Annotated in this window: 23 protein-coding genes; 17 read left to right on the top strand and 6 right to left on the bottom strand. The window is 68.4% G+C overall.

The features are described 5' to 3' along the window. The first annotated feature begins 10 nt into the window (after nucleotides 1-10). Both QZ588_RS06115 and QZ588_RS06110 read left to right on the top strand, forming a co-directional pair. Nucleotides 11-694, top strand: a complete 684-nt coding sequence (locus tag QZ588_RS06115; protein WP_295540898.1) for a sulfite exporter TauE/SafE family protein — start codon at nucleotides 11-13, stop codon at nucleotides 692-694. Nucleotides 695-968: 274 nt separating this feature from the next. Beyond that, a complete protein-coding gene (locus QZ588_RS06110) occupies nucleotides 969-1,118 on the top strand; it encodes a hypothetical protein (protein WP_295540896.1) in 150 nt (49 codons plus the stop codon). A 202-nt stretch (nucleotides 1,119-1,320) separates the two neighbouring features. On the opposite strand, the gene QZ588_RS06105 is transcribed toward QZ588_RS06110, so the two are convergent. The 5 genes from QZ588_RS06105 to rph all read right to left on the bottom strand — a co-directional run bounded on the left by QZ588_RS06105 (nucleotide 1,321) and on the right by rph (nucleotide 5,085). Further along, nucleotides 1,321-1,896 carry a YggT family protein gene (locus QZ588_RS06105; protein WP_295540894.1) on the bottom strand — a complete coding sequence of 192 codons (576 nt, stop codon included), beginning with the start codon at nucleotides 1,894-1,896 and terminating at the stop codon, nucleotides 1,321-1,323. Then, nucleotides 1,893-2,729: a pyrroline-5-carboxylate reductase gene (gene proC / locus QZ588_RS06100; RefSeq protein ID WP_295540892.1), complete on the bottom strand. Its 837-nt coding sequence runs from the start codon at nucleotides 2,727-2,729 to the stop codon at nucleotides 1,893-1,895. Before proC ends, QZ588_RS06105 begins: the two co-directional genes overlap by 4 nt. A gap of 134 nt (nucleotides 2,730-2,863) precedes the next feature. Further along, nucleotides 2,864-3,577: a YggS family pyridoxal phosphate-dependent enzyme gene (locus QZ588_RS06095; protein ID WP_295540913.1), complete on the bottom strand. Its 714-nt coding sequence runs from the start codon at nucleotides 3,575-3,577 to the stop codon at nucleotides 2,864-2,866. Between the two features lie 119 nt (nucleotides 3,578-3,696). Further along, nucleotides 3,697-4,311, bottom strand: a complete 615-nt coding sequence (gene rdgB / locus QZ588_RS06090) for an RdgB/HAM1 family non-canonical purine NTP pyrophosphatase (RefSeq protein WP_295540890.1) — start codon at nucleotides 4,309-4,311, stop codon at nucleotides 3,697-3,699. 60 nt (nucleotides 4,312-4,371) lie between these two features. Beyond that, nucleotides 4,372-5,085 (bottom strand): ribonuclease PH, encoded by a 714-nt coding sequence (rph, locus tag QZ588_RS06085; RefSeq protein WP_295540888.1) that lies wholly within the window; start codon nucleotides 5,083-5,085, stop codon nucleotides 4,372-4,374. Between the two features lie 272 nt (nucleotides 5,086-5,357). Here rph and QZ588_RS06080 point away from each other — a divergent pair, with 272 nt between their 5' ends. The 4 genes from QZ588_RS06080 (at nucleotide 5,358) to QZ588_RS06065 (ending at nucleotide 10,014) form a co-directional block, all read left to right on the top strand. Then, nucleotides 5,358-6,224 (top strand): YicC/YloC family endoribonuclease, encoded by an 867-nt coding sequence (locus QZ588_RS06080; protein ID WP_295540886.1) that lies wholly within the window; start codon nucleotides 5,358-5,360, stop codon nucleotides 6,222-6,224. A gap of 5 nt (nucleotides 6,225-6,229) precedes the next feature. Further along, entirely contained in the window at nucleotides 6,230-6,907 is a 678-nt protein-coding gene (gene gmk, locus QZ588_RS06075) for a guanylate kinase (protein WP_295540884.1), read from the top strand. Between the two features lie 345 nt (nucleotides 6,908-7,252). After that, entirely contained in the window at nucleotides 7,253-7,543 is a 291-nt protein-coding gene (rpoZ, locus tag QZ588_RS06070) for a DNA-directed RNA polymerase subunit omega (protein WP_295540882.1), read from the top strand. A 170-nt stretch (nucleotides 7,544-7,713) separates the two neighbouring features. Further along, nucleotides 7,714-10,014 (top strand): bifunctional (p)ppGpp synthetase/guanosine-3',5'-bis(diphosphate) 3'-pyrophosphohydrolase, encoded by a 2,301-nt coding sequence (locus QZ588_RS06065; RefSeq protein WP_295540881.1) that lies wholly within the window; start codon nucleotides 7,714-7,716, stop codon nucleotides 10,012-10,014. 156 nt (nucleotides 10,015-10,170) lie between these two features. On the opposite strand, the gene QZ588_RS06060 is transcribed toward QZ588_RS06065, so the two are convergent. Continuing rightward, complete coding sequence (locus QZ588_RS06060) at nucleotides 10,171-11,025, bottom strand: pentapeptide repeat-containing protein (RefSeq protein ID WP_295540879.1); 855 nt, start codon at nucleotides 11,023-11,025, stop codon at nucleotides 10,171-10,173. Nucleotides 11,026-11,229: 204 nt separating this feature from the next. Between QZ588_RS06060 and QZ588_RS06055 the strand changes: the two genes are divergently transcribed. From QZ588_RS06055 to QZ588_RS06005, 11 genes are all read left to right on the top strand, one after another. Next, the gene (locus QZ588_RS06055) at nucleotides 11,230-12,507 is read left to right on the top strand and encodes an aminotransferase class I/II-fold pyridoxal phosphate-dependent enzyme (RefSeq protein ID WP_295540877.1); all 1,278 of its coding nucleotides are present in this window, start codon (nucleotides 11,230-11,232) and stop codon (nucleotides 12,505-12,507) included. Nucleotides 12,508-12,640: 133 nt separating this feature from the next. Continuing rightward, nucleotides 12,641-13,333 (top strand): type 1 glutamine amidotransferase, encoded by a 693-nt coding sequence (locus tag QZ588_RS06050; protein ID WP_295540875.1) that lies wholly within the window; start codon nucleotides 12,641-12,643, stop codon nucleotides 13,331-13,333. Between the two features lie 300 nt (nucleotides 13,334-13,633). After that, entirely contained in the window at nucleotides 13,634-14,575 is a 942-nt protein-coding gene (locus tag QZ588_RS06045; protein ID WP_295540873.1) for a PDZ domain-containing protein, read from the top strand. 249 nt (nucleotides 14,576-14,824) lie between these two features. Next, on the top strand, nucleotides 14,825-15,244 hold the full coding sequence (locus tag QZ588_RS06040; RefSeq protein ID WP_295540871.1) for a DUF2384 domain-containing protein: 420 nt from the start codon (nucleotides 14,825-14,827) through the stop codon (nucleotides 15,242-15,244). 101 nt (nucleotides 15,245-15,345) lie between these two features. After that, the gene (locus tag QZ588_RS06035) at nucleotides 15,346-15,819 is read left to right on the top strand and encodes a hypothetical protein (RefSeq protein ID WP_295540869.1); all 474 of its coding nucleotides are present in this window, start codon (nucleotides 15,346-15,348) and stop codon (nucleotides 15,817-15,819) included. A 259-nt stretch (nucleotides 15,820-16,078) separates the two neighbouring features. Continuing rightward, entirely contained in the window at nucleotides 16,079-16,561 is a 483-nt protein-coding gene (locus tag QZ588_RS06030; RefSeq protein WP_295540867.1) for a type III secretion system chaperone, read from the top strand. 15 nt (nucleotides 16,562-16,576) lie between these two features. Further along, nucleotides 16,577-18,157, top strand: a complete 1,581-nt coding sequence (locus tag QZ588_RS06025; RefSeq protein ID WP_295540865.1) for a hypothetical protein — start codon at nucleotides 16,577-16,579, stop codon at nucleotides 18,155-18,157. 122 nt (nucleotides 18,158-18,279) lie between these two features. Further along, nucleotides 18,280-19,293 (top strand): TyeA family type III secretion system gatekeeper subunit, encoded by a 1,014-nt coding sequence (locus QZ588_RS06020; protein ID WP_295540863.1) that lies wholly within the window; start codon nucleotides 18,280-18,282, stop codon nucleotides 19,291-19,293. A 9-nt stretch (nucleotides 19,294-19,302) separates the two neighbouring features. Continuing rightward, the gene (locus QZ588_RS06015) at nucleotides 19,303-19,701 is read left to right on the top strand and encodes a hypothetical protein (RefSeq protein ID WP_295540861.1); all 399 of its coding nucleotides are present in this window, start codon (nucleotides 19,303-19,305) and stop codon (nucleotides 19,699-19,701) included. 71 nt (nucleotides 19,702-19,772) lie between these two features. After that, nucleotides 19,773-20,165 (top strand): hypothetical protein, encoded by a 393-nt coding sequence (locus QZ588_RS06010; protein WP_295540860.1) that lies wholly within the window; start codon nucleotides 19,773-19,775, stop codon nucleotides 20,163-20,165. Between the two features lie 7 nt (nucleotides 20,166-20,172). Next, the gene (locus QZ588_RS06005; protein WP_295540859.1) at nucleotides 20,173-20,499 is read left to right on the top strand and encodes a tetratricopeptide repeat protein; all 327 of its coding nucleotides are present in this window, start codon (nucleotides 20,173-20,175) and stop codon (nucleotides 20,497-20,499) included. Nucleotides 20,500-20,508: the final 9 nt, after the last annotated feature.

Raw genomic sequence — 20,508 nt, 5'->3', positions numbered from 1 at the left:
GGCTTGCGACATGCTGACATCCTTGGCCACCGCCTTCGTGGTCGGTCTGCTCGGCGGCGTGCACTGTGTCGGCATGTGCGGCGGTGTGGTGTCCATGCTCACCCTGGGCATCGACCCGGCGCGCCGCCACCACCTGCGCGCGTCGCTGCCGCTGCAACTGGGCTACAACCTGGGGCGGGTCGCGGGCTATGGCCTGGCCGGCGCGCTGGCGGGCGGGGTCGGCGCGCTGCTGGCCCAGTCCGGCGTGCTCCATTGGGGCCAGCGCACCCTCTATGGCCTGGCGGCGGTGATGATGATTGCGCTCGGGCTGTACCTCGGCGGCTGGTGGCGCGGGCTGGTGGTGATAGAGCGCGCCGGCGGCCTGCTCTGGCGGCACCTCGAGCCCCTGGGGCGCCGGCTGCTGCCCATCCGCAGCGTCGGACGGGCGCTGGCGGTGGGGCTGGTGTGGGCCTGGCTGCCCTGCGGACTCGTCTACAGCGTCCTGATCCTGGCGCTGGGAACGGGCTCGCCGGTGCAGGGCGCCCTGCTGATGCTGGCCTTTGGTCTCGGTACCCTGCCGAACCTGCTCGGCATCGGTTTGCTGGCGGGGGCGGCCGCCCGCTACCTGGAGGCGATCTGGCTGCGCCGGGCGGCGGGGCTGCTGGTGCTGGGCTTCGGCGGTTATGCGTTGTGGCAGCTGCTGGCGACGGGGTGAGCAGGCGGCCGGGACGGGCGAGCCGGGTGAGGACGGCGGCGTTCGTGTCTCCCGTAGCGACGGCGTCGACCAAGCGCCCATCAAGCCGGGCACGGCGTCCATTCGTCCGCACCGCCGTTGCGACATTGACCGCGCAGCGCGCCCCTGCGGTCCCGGTGCCTGCGGCCACCTGAGACGCCCCCGGCGGCTTGGAATCGTCGTCCCTCGTCGATCGTCTTGATTGCGGCGCGCCATCCCTCATTTGCCCGCAAACATCCCAACGAGAGGTTCTGACATGTCCAATGCCCCCAACCCCCCAGGCGGATCACCCCTCGAGCGCCTGCGCACCTGGCTGCGGTCGGACGTGACCATCACCGCGCCGGGCTGGGCCGTCGCGCTCGGCGGCGCGTTGGTGCTGGTGCTGCTGCTCGCCGCGCTGGATTGAGGAGAGCCTCACCGAACGCTGGTGTTCTGGCACGCTCGCCGGCCATCGGCCCTTCGGGGCTCGCGCGGGCCGGCATCATCGCGTTACAGAACCCGCGGTGAGGTGTGCCCGCCACCGTCGATGGCGTGGTCGAGCACATCACCGACACAGGGCGTACTGTCGCGGTGTCCGTGCGGCAAGCGGACACCGCGCCCAGGCGCACTCAGAAGGGAGTGCCGGTCAGCGCCCGCAGCGGTGGCAGCAGCAGCATTTGCAGCAGCACCAGGCCAATCATGGCCACCATGGGCGAGAGATCGATACCGCTGATGGGCGGTACCAGCCGCTGCGCCGGCTCCAGAATGGGGTCGGTCAGCCGGTTCAGCAGCTCGACACCGGGGTTGAACGGATCGGGATTCAGCCAGCTCAGGATGACGCGGATCAGGATCGCGAACAAAAAGATGCTGATGACCAGGCCCACCAGCGCCGGAATGGCCCAGGCGAGGGCCAGCAGCACATTGCGGTCGAGCCCGAACAGCAGCGCCAGCACCGCCAGCTCCACGGATTTCAGCAGCCAGGCGAGCACCAGCGAGGCGGTGTCGACGCCGCGGTAGCCCGGGATCAGCTTGCGCATCGGCCGCAGCACGGGCGACGTCAGCGTAACCACGAATTGCGAGATGGGGTTGTAGAAATCCGCCCGTGCCCACTGCAGCAGGAAGCGAATCATCACCAAGGCGATGTACAGCCCGAACAGCGTCTTGACCAGGAAAATGAGCGGGTTCGTAAAGTAGGCTTCGGTCATGCGTCGGCTCCCAACAGTTGTGACAGCTCCTGTGCCCGGGTGCGGGCGGCGGCGACGGCGCGACCGAGCAGGGGCTCGAGTCCGCCGTCGGTGAGGACAGCGAGTGCGCGCTCGGTGGTACCGCCCGGTGAGGTGACGCGGCGGCGCAGCTCGGCGGGCGACTCATCGCTCTCCACCGCCATGCGCGCGGCGCCGAGGGCCGTTTGGATGGCAAGGAGCCGTGCTGTCTCCGCGTCCAGGCCCTCGGCCATTGCGGCCGTCTCCAGCGCTTCCATGAACAAAAAGACGTAGGCCGGACCACTGCCGGAGACGGCGGTGACCGCGTCCAGGTCGGCTTCGGTGCTCACCCAGCGCGTGAGGCCGCCGGCACGCAGAACCTCTTCCGCCAGATTGCGCTGGGCGGCCGTGGTCGCCGCATTCGCATGCAAGCCAATGGCGCCGGACTGAACCAGCACGGGGGTGTTGGGCATGCTGCGCACCAGGGCCGTGTCGCCGCCCAGCCAGCTGCAGATGGCGGCCTCGGTGACCCCGGCCATCACCGAGATCACCAGCGGCGCCGGACGGGGTAGGTGCGGTGCCAAGGCGCGGCAGACATCAGGGGCTGTCTGTGGCTTGACGGCGAGCACGACGACCTCGGCGGCGGCGGCCGCCGCGGCGTTGTCGTCGGTGGTGTGGACGCCGTAGGCTCGGGCGAGCTGGCTGCGCGTGTCGGCGATGGGGTCGCTGACGGTCAGCGCACTCGCCGCGTGGTCGTCGGCGATGAGGCCGGCGACCAGGCTGCGGGCCATGTTGCCGCCGCCGATGAAGGCAATGCGGGTCTGACTCGGGGACATGCTGTGGCGGGCCTCCGTCGGGTGGCTCGGGTTTTGGTTGGCTCAATCGGCTCGGCTCGGCCGCCGTGGGATTTCCCATGCACGCCGTCGCAGGCGGCGGTGAGCGGGTGTTACCGGCGTTGTACGTGCGCCGCTCAGCGCCCGCCCGCCGGCGGGCGGGCGCCGAAGACGGCGGTGCCGATGCGCACCATTGTAGCGCCCTCGGCAACGGCCGCTTCCAGGTCGGCGCTCATGCCCATGGACAGCGTGGTCAGCGGCAGGTCGGGCGTCGCCAGCCGGTCGCGCAGCGCCCGCAGCGCTGCGAACGGCCGGCGCTGGGCGGCCAGATCCTGCGCCGGCGCCGGCAGTGTCATCAGGCCCGCGACGGTGATGCCGGCGAGCGCGCCGCAGGCGTCGATGAGCGCAGCCACGTCCTGCGGCGCCAGTCCGGCCTTGCTCGCTTCGCCGCTGAGGTTCACCTGTACGCAGACCTGCAGTGGCGGGGCGTCGGCGGGGCGCTGGGCGGCGAGTCGGCGTGCATGCTTGAGATCGCACAGGCTATGCAGCCAGTCGAAGTGAGTGGCGATGTCGCGCGTCTTGTTGGTCTGGACCCGGCCGATGAAGTGCCAGCCGAGGGGCAGATGGGCGAGGGCGGCCTGCTTGTCCAGCGCCTCCTGCACATAGCTTTCGCCGAAGGCGCTCTGGCCTGCGGCATAGGCGGCGGCGATACGCTCGGCGCCCTGGACTTTGCTCACCGCCAGGAGTGCGACGCTGCCGGGCGGGCGGCCATAGCGCGCCTCGGCGGCGGCGATGCGCTCACGCACCCGGGCCAGGTTGTCGGCGATGCTGCGGTTGAGCTCGGTGTCCATGAGGTTGGGCCCCGGGAGGTTCGGCTGATAGGCGCGGCTGGTGCGCACGGGCGCGAGCACTGGCGGTTGTGCGACGGGTCGGGCTGGCGGTGGCCGCCGGGGCGCTCCCACGCCGTCGCTCAAGGCGCATCGGTGGTGAGCTGTGCCACCAATCCCCGCAGCGCCTGTGCGCGGTGGCTGAGGGCGTTCTTGGTCGCCGGCGCCAGCTCCGCGGCGCTGCATTGGTGCGTGGGCACGAAAAACAGCGGGTCGTAGCCGAAGCCGTTGTCGCCGCGGGGCTCGCGCAGGATGCGCCCCTCCCAGGTGCCGACGCAGATGATTGGCGTCGGGTCCTCGGCATGGCGCAGGTAGACCATGACGCATTGATAGCGGGCGCTGCGCGCGGCATCGGGGACGTCCGCCAGCGCCGCCAGCAGCTTGGCGTTGTTGGCCGCGTCATCGGCGGCGGGCCCGGCATAGCGGGCGGAGTAGATGCCGGGGGCGCCGTTCAGTGCGTCCACTTCGATGCCCGAATCGTCGGCGATGGCGGGCAATGCGCTGCCGGCGGCGGCATGGCGGGCCTTGATGATGGCATTCTCGACGAAAGTCAGGCCGGTCTCCGCCACCTCGCCGATGGCAAAGTCCCGCTGCGCCAGCACCGCGACGCCGGCGTCTGCGAGCAGCTGGCTGATCTCGCGCACTTTGCCCGGGTTGTTGCTGGCGAGCACGATGCGGGCGGGTCGGGCGGTTGACATGCGAGGTACCTCAGGGCTGGGCGCAGGACGATTGTTGGGGCCCGGGACGACGGCCGGCGCTCAGGCGAGGGCGGCGCGCTGGGCGGCCACGAGCTGCTTGATGCCGAGCTCCGCCAGATCCAGCATGGCGTCGAGCTCGGTGCGGGAGAAGGCGGCGCCCTCCGCGGTGCCCTGAACCTCGATCAGGCCGCCGTCGGCGTTCATGACGACGTTCATATCCGTCTCCGCCTTGCTGTCTTCGGCGTAATCCAGGTCCAGTACGGGCGTGCCGGCGAACACGCCGACGGAGACGGCCGCCACCTGCGCCGCCAGTGGCCAGGTCGGCAACAGGCCGGCGTCGTGCAGTTGTGTCAGGGCGTCATGCAGCGCCACCCAGGCGCCGGTGATGGCCGCCGTGCGCGTGCCGCCGTCGGCCTGCAGCACGTCGCAATCGAGCGTAATGGTGCGCTCGCCGAGCGCGGGGAGGTGCATGGACGCACGCAGGGCGCGGCCGATGAGCCGCTGGATCTCGAGTGTGCGACCGCTTTGTTTGCCGCGGGCCGCTTCCCGCGCGGTGCGATCATGGGTGGCGCCCGGCAGCATGCCGTACTCCGCCGTCACCCAACCCTGGCCGGCACCGCGCAGGAACGGCGGTACCCGCTCCTCGATGCTGGCGGTGCACAGCACACGGGTGGCGCCGAACTCGGCGAGCACCGAGCCCGCGGCATGCCGGGTCCAGCCGCGGGTGAGGCGTACCGGGCGCAGTTCGTCGGGTGTGCGCTGGGATGGGCGCATCAGTCGGGTTCCTCCCAGGGTTGTTTGCATGCCGGGTTGTTGGGGTGCTGCGGCGACGGGTTGCGCGGGGACGCTGGCGACGTCGGCGCGGCGGCGCAAGCACTCGTGCGCTCGCGCGTCGGCGTCGCCCTGGCCTGGCGAGGGGCCGTGGTCGCGCACGGCCAATGGTGGCCATGGCCGAGCCGGCGAGCGCCGAAGCCCGGTATGATACCGTTTTCGGCCCTGCACTGCGCCCGCCGGGCGTGCCGCAACGATGACGCCAGAGGTGCGCGATGACCCGCAGCATGACCGCCTTCGCCCGAGAAAGCAGCAGCACCGAGGTGGGTGAGCTCACCTGGGAACTGCGCTCGGTGAATCACCGTTTTCTCGAGCCCCACCTGCGCCTGCCCGACGATCTGCGCACGCTGGAGACGCCGGTACGCGAGCGCCTTGCGGCGCGCCTGGGCCGGGGTAAGGTGGACTGTACCCTGCGGTTCGTCCCCGCCGGGGAGCGCGCAGATGGGCTCAAAGTCAATCGCCGGCTACTGGAACAGGTGCTCGCCGCCGCCGACGAGATCGCCACCCGCATCGGCGAGCCCGCCACCCCGCACGTCCTGGATCTGCTGCGCTGGCCCGGTTTGCTGGAGACGCCGCAGCAGGATCTGGACGCCGTGGCGGTGGCGGCCCTGGCGCTGCTGGAGCGCACGTTGGATGCGCTGGTGGACAACCGCGAGCGCGAGGGCGGCAGGCTGCGGGCATTGCTGCTGGAGCGCTGCGAGAAGCTTGCTCAGTTGGTCGAAGGCGTGCGCGTGCGCCTGCCGCAGGTGCTGGATGCCGTGCGCAACCGTATCCGCGAGCGACTGTCAGAGCTGCGTGCTGAGCTGGACCCGACACGCCTGGAGCAGGAGATCGCACTGGTGGCACAGCGCCTGGACGTGGACGAAGAGATGGATCGCCTCGGCGTGCACCTGGACGCGGTGCGCAAAGCACTGGACGCCGATACTCCGGTGGGCCGACGCCTCGATTTCCTGATGCAGGAGCTGAACCGTGAGGCCAACACGCTGAGCGCCAAATCCGCAGACGCCGACACCACCCACGCCGCGGTGGAGATGAAGGTGCTCATCGAACAGATGCGCGAGCAGGTGCAGAATCTGGAGTGATGACGATGGCTGACTCGCAAACCCCGCCGTTCGCAGCCGTCACCGCCGACGGCGCGCAGGCAGCCGGGCCCGGCCTGTTGTTGGTGGTGTCCGCGCCCTCGGGCGCCGGCAAGACGAGCCTGGTAAGGGCGCTGTTGGACGTGGAGCCATCACTGCAGCTCTCCGTGTCCTACACGACACGGCCGCCGCGTGAGGGCGAGGCAGACGGTATCCACTATCACTTCATCGACGCCGCCACCTTCGAGCACATGGCCGAGGCGGGCGAGTTCGTCGAGTACGCCCGCGTCTTCGGTAACGCCTACGGCACCGCCGCGGCGACGCTGCGCGAGCGCCTGGATGCGGGGGCCGATCTGCTGCTCGAGATCGATTGGCAGGGGGCCCGACAGGTGCGTGCGCGCTTTCCGGAAGCGGTCGGCGTGTTCATCGCGCCGCCGTCGCTGGCGGCGCTGGAGACACGTCTGCGCGGCCGCGGCAAGGATGCCGACGATGTCATCGCCGCGCGCATGGCCCAGGCGCGGGATGAGCTGAGCCATTACGATGAATACGACTACCTGGTGGTGAACGACGACTTCACCGCGGCACTGGATGAGCTGCGGGCCATCGTCACCGCCGAGCGTTTGCGCGAGCGCCGCCAGGCCAGGCGCCACGCCGCGGCCCTGGCGGCCATGCTCGCCGGGGACTGAGCACCCGGCCCCGGCCCGGCCATGGGCCAAGGCCGGCCCAACGCCGACCCAACGCTGACCCAACCGGGTGCGACTCGCCCCCAGCGCGCCGGGTGGCCACAGCGCCGTTGCGCCACTCGCCGGGCCCGGCACAGGCTGGGGGACGACTTTTCTGGTATTGTCTGAAGCCCTACGTCGAACGCGAGCGTGGGCAGCGCAGCCGGTGCCCAACACGGCCCAGCCCCTTGCGCTGCCGCGCGGCGACGACAATCATCAACGGAGACGTCGGATACCGGCCGCGGCAGGCATGCCGCCGGCCCCGGCCTCGGTTTCTGCGATCAAGCCCACGCCATCAGGAGCGCCAGCATGGCCCGTATCACCGTCGAAGATTGCCTCGAACACGTCGACAATCGCTTCAACCTCGTGCTTTTGGCCTCGAAGCGCGCCCGCCAGCTCGCCAATGGTGTCGAGCCGATGCTGCCTTGGGAGAACGATAAGCCCACGGTCATGGCGCTGCGCGAAATTGCCGGGGGCGAGGTCAAGCCCGAGACCCTCGCCGAGGCCGACCGGGCGGCGGCGGATGCGGCCGAGGCGCTGGAGAAGGCGCTGGCCGAAGAGCTCGGCATGCGCGGCGGCGAAGACGACGAGTCCGCCTAGGCGCCACGGGCCGAACAGCCTGAGACACGCTCGGCAGCATCCATGCGCTGGTTATCCCCCGGCAGCCCGATACTGGCTCCGGCGCTGGCTCCAACGCCGCGCCCGCCACTGCCCCCAATACGCACCGCAACGGTGCGCGCAGCCCCGGCCTTCCGGCGGAGGCCGACGAGGTGAGCACGCCGCTGGCGCACATGGGGGCTGCGCTGCCGGCGGCCCAGGCGCAGGCCGATGCCCCGGCGGGCAGACGTCACGACGCCGATCAGCCGGCCGCCGACACAGCACGCGGTGGCGCACCGACGACGACGAGTCGCCGACACAGCCCGACGCCGGCGTCTGCGCCGCGCAAGCCACGCTACCTCATCAGCGATTTGTGCGCCGAGCTCGACGCCTACTTGCCGCCCGAGCAGGTCTCGGAGGTGTATCGCGCCTACCTCTACGGCGCCGAGGCCCACGCGGGCCAGCAGCGCCAATCCGGCGAGCCGTACATCTATCACCCCATCGCCGTGGCGCGCATCCTCGCCGAGCTGCGCATGGACCACAAGTGTCTGATCGCGGCCATGCTGCACGATGTGCTGGAGGATACGGGCAAGCCCAAGTCCGAGCTCGCTGCGCTCTTCGACGACGAGGTCGCGGAGCTGGTGGACGGTGTCAGCAAGCTGACCCAGATCGACTTCCCATCCCGCGCCGAGGCCCAGGCGGCGAACTTCCGCAAGATGATGCTGGCGATGACCCGCGACATTCGGGTCATTCTCATCAAGCTCGCCGACCGGCTGCACAACATGCGTACCCTCGGCGTCATGGCGCCGGAGAAGCGCCGGCGCATCTCCCGCGAGACGCTGGAGATCTACGCCCCCATCGCCAATCGGCTCGGCATCAACAGCCTGCGCCTTGAGCTGGAGGATCTCGGGTTTCGCCACCTCTGGCCCTGGCGCCATCGAGTGCTCGAGGGCGCCGTGCGCCGCGCGCGCCAGCACCAGCGAGAGCTGGTGGCCAACGTCGAGACCGCCGTGCGCCGGCGTCTGCACCAGGAGGAGATAGACGCCGAGGTTTCCGGGCGCGAGAAGCACCTGTTCAGCATCTACCGCAAGATGCATGAGCAGGCCAAATCCTTCAAAGAGCTGGTGGATGTGTTCGCATTCCGGGTGGTGGTGGAGCGTGTGGACGACTGCTACCGGGTGCTCGGTCAGGTGCACAACCTGTACAAGCCCGTGCCCGGAAAATTCAAGGACTACATCGCCATCCCCAAGTCCAATGGCTATCAGTCCCTGCACACGGTGCTGGTGGGGCCGCAGGGGTCGCCCATCGAAGTGCAGATTCGCACCCGGGACATGCACCGCATCGCCGACGCCGGCATCGCCGCGCACTGGCTCTACAAGAATGCCGCCGAGGGGGTGGGTGCCAAGGCGCTCGCCGACGATTGGCTGCAGAACCTGCTGGAGATGCAGCGGGACTCCGGTGACTCTCAGGAGTTCCTGGAGCATGTCAAGATCGATCTCTTCCCGGACGAGGTCTACGTCTTCACCCCCAAGGGACGCATCCTGGTGCTGCCGAAAGGGGCGACCGTCGTCGACTTCGCCTATGCCATCCACTCCGATGTGGGCAACACCTGTGTCGCCGCGCGCATCGATCGCCGGCTCTCCCCCCTGCGCACGCCCCTGCGCAGCGGCCAGACGGTGGAGATCATCAACGCGCCCGGTGCCAAGCCCAATGCCGCGTGGCTGAACTTCGTGGTGACCGGGAAGGCGCGGGCCAATGTGCGCAGCTACTTGAAGAATCTGCAGGCGCAGGAGGCCGAGGTGCTGGGCCGGCGCATGCTGAACGCCGAGCTGGCGCGCTTTGGACTGGACGTCGACGACGTCGGCGAATCCGTCATCGGTGTCTACGCCCGGGAGGTTCAGCTGGACTCGCCGGCGGCGCTGTTTACCGAGATCGGTCTCGGCAACCGCCTGCCCCTGTTGGTGGCGCGCCGTCTCGCCGGCGTCGATAACACCGGCGCCGAGACCGCAGTGTCCGAGGAGGGCAGTCCCCGACGGCTCGCCATCCGTGGCACCGAGGGCATGGTGGTGAACCTGGCGCGCTGCTGCCGGCCCATCCCCGGTGATGCCATCACTGGCTTGTTCAGCCCCGGCAAGGGCATCGTCATCCATCGCTGCGAATGCCGAAACCTCGGCGAGTTCCAGTCCAAGCGTGACAAATGGCTGGACGTGGAGTGGTCGGATGATCCCAAGGCGGAGTTCCAGACCGAAATCCGCGTGGAGGTCGGCAATCGCCGCGGCGCCTTGGCCACCATCGCCGCCGCCATCGCCGAGCAGGGCTCCAACATCGAGTACGTGAATTCCCGCGAAAAGGACGGTATAACCTCGACGCTGGATTTCACCATCAACGTCCATAGCCGCGCGCATCTCGCCAACATCATGCGCCGGCTGCGGCAAATCCCGCTGGTGGTGCGCATCTCGCGCCTCGCGCGCTGAGCCTTCATTTGTCCTGCGGGCCGAGCGCTTGCGGCTCGTCGTTGCCTGCAACAACGGCGCTCCCACCGGCCTGGGATCCCGCCTCAGGCGGGGTCGGCGGGCACACCGACCCGCGTTCGCCGGCTGCGGTGGCGCCCGGTCCGCCGCCCAACCGGTTCAGCGCAGGTGTTTCTTGTAACTTGGAATCGTCGCGTTGAGCGCCTTCGAGAAGTTCGCGAACTCCATGGTGACGCTCGCGAGCTCCACACCGCGGAAATCCGCCCCCGCCACGTTCGCCCCCCGCAGGATGGCACCACCGAGGACGGCACCGGTGAAGTCGACGTCGGTGAGATTGGCGTTGCGGAAGTTCGCGTCCTGCACAACGGCTTTACTGAAACGGGCATTGCGCAGATCCGCGCCCTCGAAATTGGCCAGATTGGCCACGGTGAAGCCGCCGGGCTGCACGCTGGTGAGGTCGGCGTCGTGCATGCTGGCGCGCACCAGGTTGGCATCGTTCAGGTGACATTCGCGCAGGTCGGCGCCGCACAGGTTGGCCTCGCGCAGACTGGCCTTGATGAACAGCGCCTTGGTGGCTGTGATGTGGCACAGGTTGCTGCCGGAGAAATCCGTGCCGCGCATGTCCGCCGCCGTGAGCTTGGCCTGCTGCAGGTTGGCGCCGCGGACCTCGGCGTTGCGCAGGTCCGCCCCTTCCAGATTGGCGCTGCGCAGGCTCGCACCGGACAGCACCGCCGCCTGTGCCGGGCGCTCGGAGCCCGCGCGTACCCGCGTCAAGTCGGCGCCGGTGAGGTCTGCATCGTTCAGGTGCGCACTCAGCAGCACCGCACCGCGCAGGCTGGCCCCCGAGAGATCCGCGCCCACGAGGTCGCTGAACTCCAGATTGGCGCCGCTGAGGTCGGCGCCCGTCAGGTCCGCGCCGTTCAAGCGCATGTCGCGCAGATCGGCGCCCGCAAACTCGCCAGCATCGATGCTGGCGAGGACTTCACCCGTCTCTTTGTGCTTAATGTCGATCATCGTCAGCGTCCCCGTGGTGCTCTCCCCTGACCCTAAATCTAGCACAACGCTCCGTGTGTGCGAGGCGCCTGAGCGCGCGGGCGCCATGCGCTATGCTTAGCGCCCGTTGCGCCGGGGCAGCGGGCGGCCCGGATGGCCGCGCCGACACGAGCGCGCTGACGACAACACTGTAACCGCCCCACGATCACACCAGAGGAGTGCAGCATGAAAATCGAGACCAAGGCCATCCACGCCGGCTACCAGCCGGACCCCACCACCAAGGCCGTCGCCACCCCCATCTACCAGACCACCAGCTACGCCTTCGACGACACCCAGCACGGCGCGGACCTGTTCGATCTCAAGGTGCAGGGCAATATTTACACCCGCATCATGAATCCCACCAGCGATGTGCTGGAACAGCGGGTGGCGGCCATGGAGGGCGGCGTCGGCGGGCTGGCCCTCGCCTCCGGCATGGCGGCGGTGACCTATGCGATCTTCACCATCGCCGAGGCGGGCGACAACATCGTCGCCACCAGCACGCTGTACGGCGGCACCTACAACCTCTTTGCCCACACCTTGCCGCGGCTCGGCATCGAGGTGCGTATGGTCGCCCCCAACGCCATCGATGCCATGGCGGCGAAGATCGACGCCCGCACCAAGGCCGTGTTTTGCGAGTCCATTGGCAATCCGGCCGGCAACGTCGCCGATCTCACGGCCATTGCGGACATGGCCCACGGCCATGGCGTGCCGGTCATCGTCGACAACACCGTGCCGAGCCCCTACCTGTGCCGGCCCTTCGAGCACGGCTGCGACATCGTCGTGCATGCGCTCACCAAATACATGGGCGGCCACGGCACCACCATCGGCGGCGTGCTGGTGGACTCCGGCCATTTTCCCTGGGCCGAGCATGCCGAGCGCTTCGGGATGCTGAACGAGCCGGATGTCTCCTACCACGGCGTGGTCTACACCGAGGCGCTGGGGCCGGCGGCCTATATCGGCCGGGCCCGCGTCGTGCCGCTGCGCAACATGGGCAGCGCCATCTCACCGTTCAACAGCTTCCTGGTGCTGCAGGGTATCGAAACCCTGCCCGTGCGCATGGATCGCCATTGCGAGAACGCCGTTGCCGTGGCGCAATATCTACAAAGTCATGACAAGGTGGAATGGGTGCGCTACGCGGGCCTGCCGGACAGCCCGGATTATCCGCTGGTGCAAAAGTACATGGACGGCGGCAAGGCCAGCGCCATCCTGTCCTTCGGCATCAAGGGCGGGCGCGCGGCGGGCGCGCAGTTCATCGATGCGCTGCAGCTGGCGGTGCGGCTGGTGAACATCGGCGATGCCAAGACCCTGGCCTGCCATCCCGCCACCACCACCCACCGCCAGCTCTCGCCCGAGGAGCTCGCCAGCGCCGGCGTGTCCGAGGATCTGGTGCGGCTATCCATCGGCATCGAGCATGTCGACGACATCATCGCCGATCTGGATCAGGCACTGGCGGCGGCCGGGTGAGGCCCGGCTGGCGTCGCTGCGGCGTTGAAGCAGCGTCCGGAGCACCCTCGGGACAGAGTCACGCCAGCGCCAGCGCCGGCGCTGGACCTGGCAGGGGCCGGGACAGACCCGGTGCCGGCGGCGGAGGCAATTGATGCGTATACAAGTCCTGCAGCACGTGCCCTTCGAAGGCCCGGCCCGCATCGCCGATTGGGCCGGGCGCCGGGGTCACTCCCTCGCGGTGACGCGTCTCGACGCCGGCGACAGCTTGCCGGCGTTGAGCACGTTCGATCGCCTCGTGGTGATGGGCGGGCCCATGGGGGTGGGCGATAGGGATGCCCATCCCTGGCTCGTGCCGGAGCAGGCGTTCATCGCCGCCGCCGTGGCCGCGGGCAAGTCCGTCGTCGGCGTCTGCCTGGGTGCCCAGCTCATCGCCGCGGCGCTCGGCGCACGGGTGTTTCGCAACCCCCACAAAGAGATCGGCTGGTTCCCCGTGCGGCTCACGTCCCAGGCCCGAGGCCTGGGGCTGTGGGATGATCTGCCGGATTCGCTGCCGGCCTTCCATTGGCACGGCGACACCTTCGAGCTGCCCGACGGTGCGGTGCATTTGGCCACCAGCGCCGCCTGCCGCCAGCAAGCCTTCCTGCTCCACGGCCGGGTCCTGGGCCTGCAGTTCCATCTGGAGTCCACCCCCGCGAGCGTTGCGGCGCTGTGCCGCGCATGCGCGCACGAGCTGGTGGCGGCGCGCTGGGTGCAGACCGCCGCCGAGATCCGAGGCGTCGATCCAGGCCTGTACGCCGCCGTCGGCCGCACCCTGGAGCTGCTGCTGGACCGGCTGCCGGCCTGAGGGGCGCAGGCGCACCACGCCCGGGCTCGTGACCTGGGGCGAAGCGGCCGTGTGCTGCCCCCGCGGTGTCCCGCAGAGAACCGCTGGATCGCGACACCGGGGCGCAGGCGGGACACCAGCGCACATCGTGTGTCACGCCGCCAGCCCCGGACCGGGGCGCGGCGGGCTGCGGAACGCAAGCCCCGGACGATGGCCTAAAGGGCTGCCGGCAGTCAGGCCAGCCCATAGCAGCAACACGCAGACATTGATTTGCGCCGAGTCTCGAGACACTTTCTCAACTTCGGCCACGAATGCTCCTTCATGATGCAACCACGTAACCGACTGATCCTCACTGCGACCACCACTTTCTTCGTCGGCCTGCTCACCGGCGCCGCCGTCTTCTCCGACGTCCTGCGCGAGCAGCCGAGCACGCCGTCGCCGCCGCAACAGACGCCGGAGCCGGTGCCAGCGCCGCCACCGGCGCCGCCGCCCGATGTCGCGGCGGTGAGCATTGTGGACGCCGAGCCCGAGCCAGAGCCTGCGCTCGAGCCAGAGCCTGCGCCTGAGCCGACGCCACCCGCCGTCTCCCCGGAAGTCACCGCGGCACTGGCGGTTCGCATCGATGAGCTCACCGACGGCTGGGGCCGCATGCAGGCGGAGCTTGCGGAACTGCGCCAGCGCGTCGCACTGATGGAGCGGCGCAAGCCGGAAGCGGCGGACACCGACGAGCCGGCGCAGCCGCGGCGTCCGGCATCACCCGTCGAGCAGCGGGATGCGCTGCTGCGAGCCGGTGTGACACCGGATCTGGCCGACGATCTCGTCTGGCGGCGCTCGCAGCTCTCCCTCGCACGCTTGGAACTGCGCGACGAGGCGGCCCGCGACGGTTGGCTCGGCTCCGCCCGTTACCAGGAAGAGCTACGCCGCATCAACGAGCAGCAGGTGTCCATCGAGGATGAGATCGGCGTCGACGCCTACGACCGCTACCTCTACGCCACCGGGCAGCCGAATCGCGTGGCCGTGGACTCGGTGATCCCCGGCTCCGCCGGCGAGGACGGCGGCCTGCAGCCGGGGGATGTCATCGAGCGCTATGGTGATGCACAGGTTCTGGACTTCCGGGATCTGCGTGCGGCGACCAGCGCCGGCGCCCGCGGCGAGCTGGTGCCCGTGAGCGTGCGCCGCGGCGGGGAGCTGCTGGAGGTCTGGCTGCCGCGCGGCCCCATCGGCATCGGGCTGGACACCACGCGTGTGAATCCGGGCGGCTGACGGGCGGCGGCTTCGCGCTGAGGCGCTGAGGCGCTGCGCGGTGCGGCGGCCATTTCCGGGTTGTATACTAGGTTTTCGCCTGCATGTCGGTCGCAGCATCGAAGGCCCCGCGATCGCCGCAGGCCCGTCGGACCAAGCACAGGCGCCCGGCGGGTCCGTCGCGCTGCGCACCCGCCGCCATCGCCGCCATCGTCGGCTGCACCCGGCCGCGCCTGCCCCACCGCCCATCGCCAACCAAGGTCAAAGCCCATGACAGAGCTCACCGCCGAAGAACGCCATACCATGACGCGCAAGGTCATGAGCATGCTGGAGAGCTGGAACCTCAGCGCACAGGACATGATCCGGCTGCTGCAGCTGCCCGACAGCGTCAAGCCGCGTAATCTCGCCCGCTTCCGTGACGAAGAGGCCTTCCCGGTCGACGCCACCGTCGATCGCCGGGTCGCCTACCTGCTGCGCATCGAAGATGCGTTGCACACCTATTTTCCGCGCAACCCGGAAATGCGCGACATGTGGGTGAAGCGGGGTAACAAGCAGTTCGGCAAGCGCGCGCCCGTCGCCGTCATGGTCGAAGACGGTGAGAGCGGGCTCATCTCCGTGCTCTCGCATCTCGACTGCACCTTCGCCTGGGATCTCACCGGCTCCAAGAGCGAGTACAGCGCGGCGGGCTGAAGGCCGGCACGGGCGGCCGGCCACGGCCGGCGCGGCGCAGCCGTCCGGACGGGGGCATTGCAGTATGATCTGGGGCCCAACCCCAGATCGAGGTCTCAAACATGCTTGATGGCGACCGCAGCCAGCGGCCATCCAACCGGGCGCGCGTGGCGTACCTGTCCTTCGGTATCCCCCTGATCGTCCTCCTGCTCACCAGCTGCGCCGCTCCCCCCGAGAATGCCCGCACCGAGGTCCTGAGCACCGACCCCGGCCGCGCCCCATTCCAGCCCCTGCCTCTGCCCGCCGGTGACACCACCAGCGCCGATCCCCTGGCACTGGCCCCGCGCCTCTACGGCATCGACGGGCCGGTGGAAGGCAATTATTCCCAAGGCGTGGAGCTGCTGTCGGAGACCGCCGGCCGGCAGGTGGTGCTGTTCACCCAAGTCGGGCTGCCGGACGATGCCGTGCGCGGCCAACGCTATCGCCTGGAACTCGTGCCGGCCGCCGCCGGCTGGCGGCTGACCTGGGTCGGCCGCCAGGTGCAATGCCGCTCCGGTCGGGGGCATCAGGACTGGGGCAGCGCTCCCTGCCGTTGAGACGCGTCGCGATGTGCCGCCCCGGGTAACCATCCCCGGGGGCGTGCCATCGATCCGCGGTACAGATGCACCGACGCCGAGCCGGCCGGGGAGACACGCCGAAACCGCCCATTGCTGGACGCTCAGTCAAGCAAGTTGGACGCTGGGATAAGTCGCAGTCCGCGCGTAGGTTTATGCTCCCCTGCCGGGGCTGAGCCCGGGCCGTGGTGACGGCGCCGATCGTTACCTGTTCAACATCAGCAGCATCAGGGTACGGAAGATGAGCAAGCTTACACACGTCAACCAACTGCTAGCGGATTTCGGTCGCCAGCTGACCCTCAACGATCTTAGCATCGGTGAAGAGACCAACAGCTGCCTCCTCGTGTTCGAAGATGACATCGTGCTCAACATCGAATATGACGACGTGCAGGAACGCCTGGTCTTTTCGGTCTATCTGGGGGAGATTCCTGACACTGGCTGCGAGCCACTCCTGCGCGAGCTGCTGGCCGCCAACCTCTACTGGCACCGCACCCGCGGGGCGACGTTGTCGCTGGAGACAGGCACCAACGGCATCATCCTGGCTTATGCCCACACCCTGGTAGGCCTCGACACCGCCGCCCTCGCCACCATCGTGGAAAATCTGGTCGCCGAAGCCGAGTCGTGGCGCGCGCGCATCCGCGAGCGGGCAGATGGCGCACAGGCGTCAAACGCCTCCCAGCCCGCCGCCGACGGCGTCAACCACGCGCAAATCATCTTCGGCTAATCAGGAGCTCACGACATGCCGAGCATCGACAGTTTCCGCCAGATCGTGCAGCAGGCACAGCAGCAGCAGCAGCTGGATCATACGATAGGTGCTGCCGACCAGCAGTTGCAGCTCGAGACACCCACGGCGCCGCCCAGCGCTTGGACCAATTTGAAGGCCGGGCTGTCAAAGGTGCCCTTGCTGGGACGATTGGGTGCACTGCAAAGCGCACGCGCGGAAGTGAACCAGTATCAGCAGCAGCTCGACAACCTCTCGGTCTCCAACCGCCAGGTGCGCGCCGGTTTCGTCAAAGCACTGCACCATGACCTTGGCGAAGGCGCTGCCGATATGGCGACGAAGCGTATTGACGTAAACGCTCCGACCCCGCTCACTGCGCGGGCCGTCAAGAACGTACTGTCGGACATCGATCAGGCCCGCGATCAGGCCCGCGACATCAGTAATAGGCGAATAACACTATTTGTAGACAGTCCGGTGCAGGGTGGACACCGCGGCCCTGGGGAGACGGATATCATCAACTTGTGCTTGGACAAGGGCTTCAAGCTCAACGACGCAGCGGACTTGTCAGGCATTGTCGGCGAAGACGGCGCCAAAGCCATCAAAGACGCGATCCGCCAAGGCTGTAAAGGACTGGATAATTACAGCAACGGCAACGGCATACTGACGAACCAAGACATCGCCGATGTCGCCGGGCGCGTGCTTGACCTTTACGCTGACATGAAGCACCTGCCGGGCATGGATCAGGACGCACTGAGCACGATTCTGCAGCGTGCGTCGACCAAGCCAACCGTCAAGGCGATCGAGAATACGGCGCGGGAGGGAGCGTTGATGCACCTGTTGAAACCGAAGCTTGACCTCAAAAACCCAGCATCGAGTCTCTCACAAGCCGCTAACGTGCAGCAGAATCCGACCCTTGAAGCAGCGGCCAAGGACATCGCGAAAGGGATGACTGAGTATGTGGAAGGGAATTGGCGCGCAGCGCCCGAGCATTTCGGGTGCGGCTCTGATCTGCAGTCTATTCGCTATACCCTCGATAAGCACTTGAGCCAGAAAATCACCGATGCGATTGAACGGCATCAAGATGCTGTCCAGGCAATCAATAAAAGCGCGACACTGACAGATGCGCAAAAAGCGCTGCTCACCGACATCGCTCAATCACGGCGGATGGATCCGGAGCAAGTTAAGCAGTACGAAAGCATGAGCAGCGTCATGCAAAGTGGTCTGCAGACGCTGCTTGAACACGCGCAGAGGCAAGACACTGACGGCATGATTACCACGCTTCATCATCTCGATCGCGCGGCGGCGGAGGCGCTGACCAAGATGCGACAGTCCGGCGCTGATCTATGGGAGATTACGAGCCTGTATGGCGGCGATACCCGGCTTGATGTCTTTAGTGAATTCGTGCGGGTTGCTGGCACGCATCAGGATGTGAGCGAGCCGGTGGTGGGGCATTTGACTGCCTCCTCACTCAAACAATCAATTGACGACGCACTGCTATCGGCAATGGATCAGGGCAATAAGGAAATGCTGGAAAAAGCCGGTGGTGCTAACGAAATGCGCCCTGTGCTGGTACAAACTCTGAAATCCCAGCGACAATAACCTGTCCGCATAGGTCGAGGTCGCCAATGGACGTTACTGGTATCGGGAAAACGCCGCAGGGTCCGGACGCAGGGCGGGGCGCCGATTCGGGACGCAGGGAATCCCGCTATCAGGGCGAGCGCGTGTCCCTCGACCCCGGTGCGACCTCCCTGGTGCAGGAACTGGCGGAGGGGCTGGATCAGGCCGAAGAGGAGCGGCCGGCGCGGCGGCTGCAGGATCGGCGTGTGGGTGTTGGCCAGCGGGCGAGCCGTGCGCCGTCGGATGCGGCCTCCTCCGAGCAACAACGCGGGGAGCAGCAGGCCCGGCGGCTGTTGGCGCTGACCAAACTGCTGCGGGCGTTTCTGGATGATGTGAGCAGCAAGCCGCCCGTCTCCGCCAGCGCCCTGGTCGAGCGCGCCGCGGCCCACCTGCAAGACCCCAGCGACCAGTTCGCCGCCTTGGCGCGCCTGAAGGCGGAGCCGCCCCCGGGCATGGATGCCGACACGGTGAGTGCGGCCATGGCGTTATCGCTGGCGGCGGCGGGGCCGGCCATTCGGGCGGGCCTGAACATCGTGCCGGCGCTGGACGCCGCCGGCGGCGCCGATTACGACACCGAGACCGCGCTCAAGGCGCTTTACCGCGCCGTGGTGTTGGAGCAATCCACCCTCGCCGGCATGTACGGCGCGGCGGTGCAGCTGCGGGGCGAGGCGGCCCTGCGCGAAACGGTGGATTTTCTCCTGCGCGCCGCCGCGCAGGACCTGGCGGCGGCGCGCCCGTCGCGCCAGCCCGAGGCCTTGCGCGGTGTGGTGGACGATTTGTATCGTCTGGAAGTGCTCGGTGGGCTGCACGAGGCCTGTAACGCCTTGGCGGCCCGCTTCGTGGCCCGCGGACTGGCGCCGGCGGGCACCGACGGGCATCGGCTGTTGCAAGGGTTATTGGAGCTCACCGATGCAGACTGGATGCCGCAGCAACGTCTGCACAATCTGACCCAGACCCTGGGACTGGCCGACGGCCGCGGCGAGATTCGCTTCTTCCACGAGCTGCGCGAGCTGGTCTGGCAAATCCCACCCAAGGCCTACGCCGAGCCCGAGCGTCGCGACAAGTTCGTACGCGCCGTGCAGGATGCCCTCGACACCTTGATCGCAGACGAGGCCTGAGCCGCCGCCATGGCTGATCCCGACCCCCTACAAAGTGCCGCCGTCGACGAGTTTCTCGGTCTGCTCGGGTTTACGCCGCCGGTCGCGGGGGGTGAGGTGCAGTGGCCCCTGCGGCTGGCATTCGAGCATCGCGGCCGGCTGTATCTGGACCGCCAGTCCACGGGGCTGCTCATGTATCTTGCGGCACCCATGGCCGACGACGGGCTGCCGCACTGGCGGCTGGCCCTCGATCTGTGCCACCCGCGTCACCGGTATCCGTACGACGTTCGCGCCGGCTTGCACAGCGGCCCGGAGGGCGACGAGCTGGTCTTTGGGCTACTGCTGCCGAGCGGCGTACGGGCGACGGACTTGACGCAGGGGCTCGATCTGCTCACCCGCCTGCACGCGCGGATGCGCGATGGCGCTTGAAGCGCAGTGAGGGCCGACGGCACGGATGACCATCATCCGGCGTGGTATTCGCAGCAGCATTGGAGAACGGCATGCAGATGCAAAATGAGGTGGCTGATGCCTATCGACTCGATGTGGGCATCGAGCGCCTGGTGCGACTCGAGGGCCCCGAGACGACCCTGCCCAACAGCCAGGATCTCTCGCCGGCGGAGCTGCCGCCACTGAGCCGCCTCGGCGATCTGCTGCCGGCGGGGCTCGATCAGCGCATCGAGGCGATGGTGATGCCCCATCCAGCGGATCGCAGTATCCTCGGCAGCCGCCGCTACCCGGCACTGCTGAGCGCGGCGCAGCAGTATCTCGCCGGCGTTGCCGAGCAGCCGGGTCCACACCAGCAGGCTTGCCGCGAAGCGCTCGCCGTGCTCGAGGAGCAGGCCACCCTGAAACGCCTGTTCGACACCTATCGGGGCCTGTTGCTGCGGGCCTGAGGGCGCGATGTCACCCGAGCTCGAGGCGTTGCAGATGCTGGCCTTCGTACAATTGCGCCAGGGCCGTTTCGACGATGCGCGTCGCCTCTACGCCGCCTTACATGCCCTTGCGCCCAACGAGCATACCTGTCGTCTGGCGCTCGCGTATTGTCAGCTGCGCACCGGGCAGCCAGCGGCGGCGTTGGCGGTGCTGAGCGTCGAGGCGGCGGACGCGCCGGCGGGGGCGCATCTGCTGCGTGCCCAGGCGCTCCTCGCCCAGGGCGAGCATGCCGCCGCCCGGCGGGCGCTCGAGCGCTTCCTGGAGCTCGACAGACTGTATCCGCGGCCGGACTGAGTGTGGCGG

Source organism: uncultured Thiohalocapsa sp. (assembly GCF_913062725.1).
GTDB lineage: Bacteria > Pseudomonadota > Gammaproteobacteria > Chromatiales > Chromatiaceae > Thiohalocapsa.
Note: the sequence above shows the minus strand (reverse complement) of the source record. Positions and strands in the feature narration are given on the sequence as shown.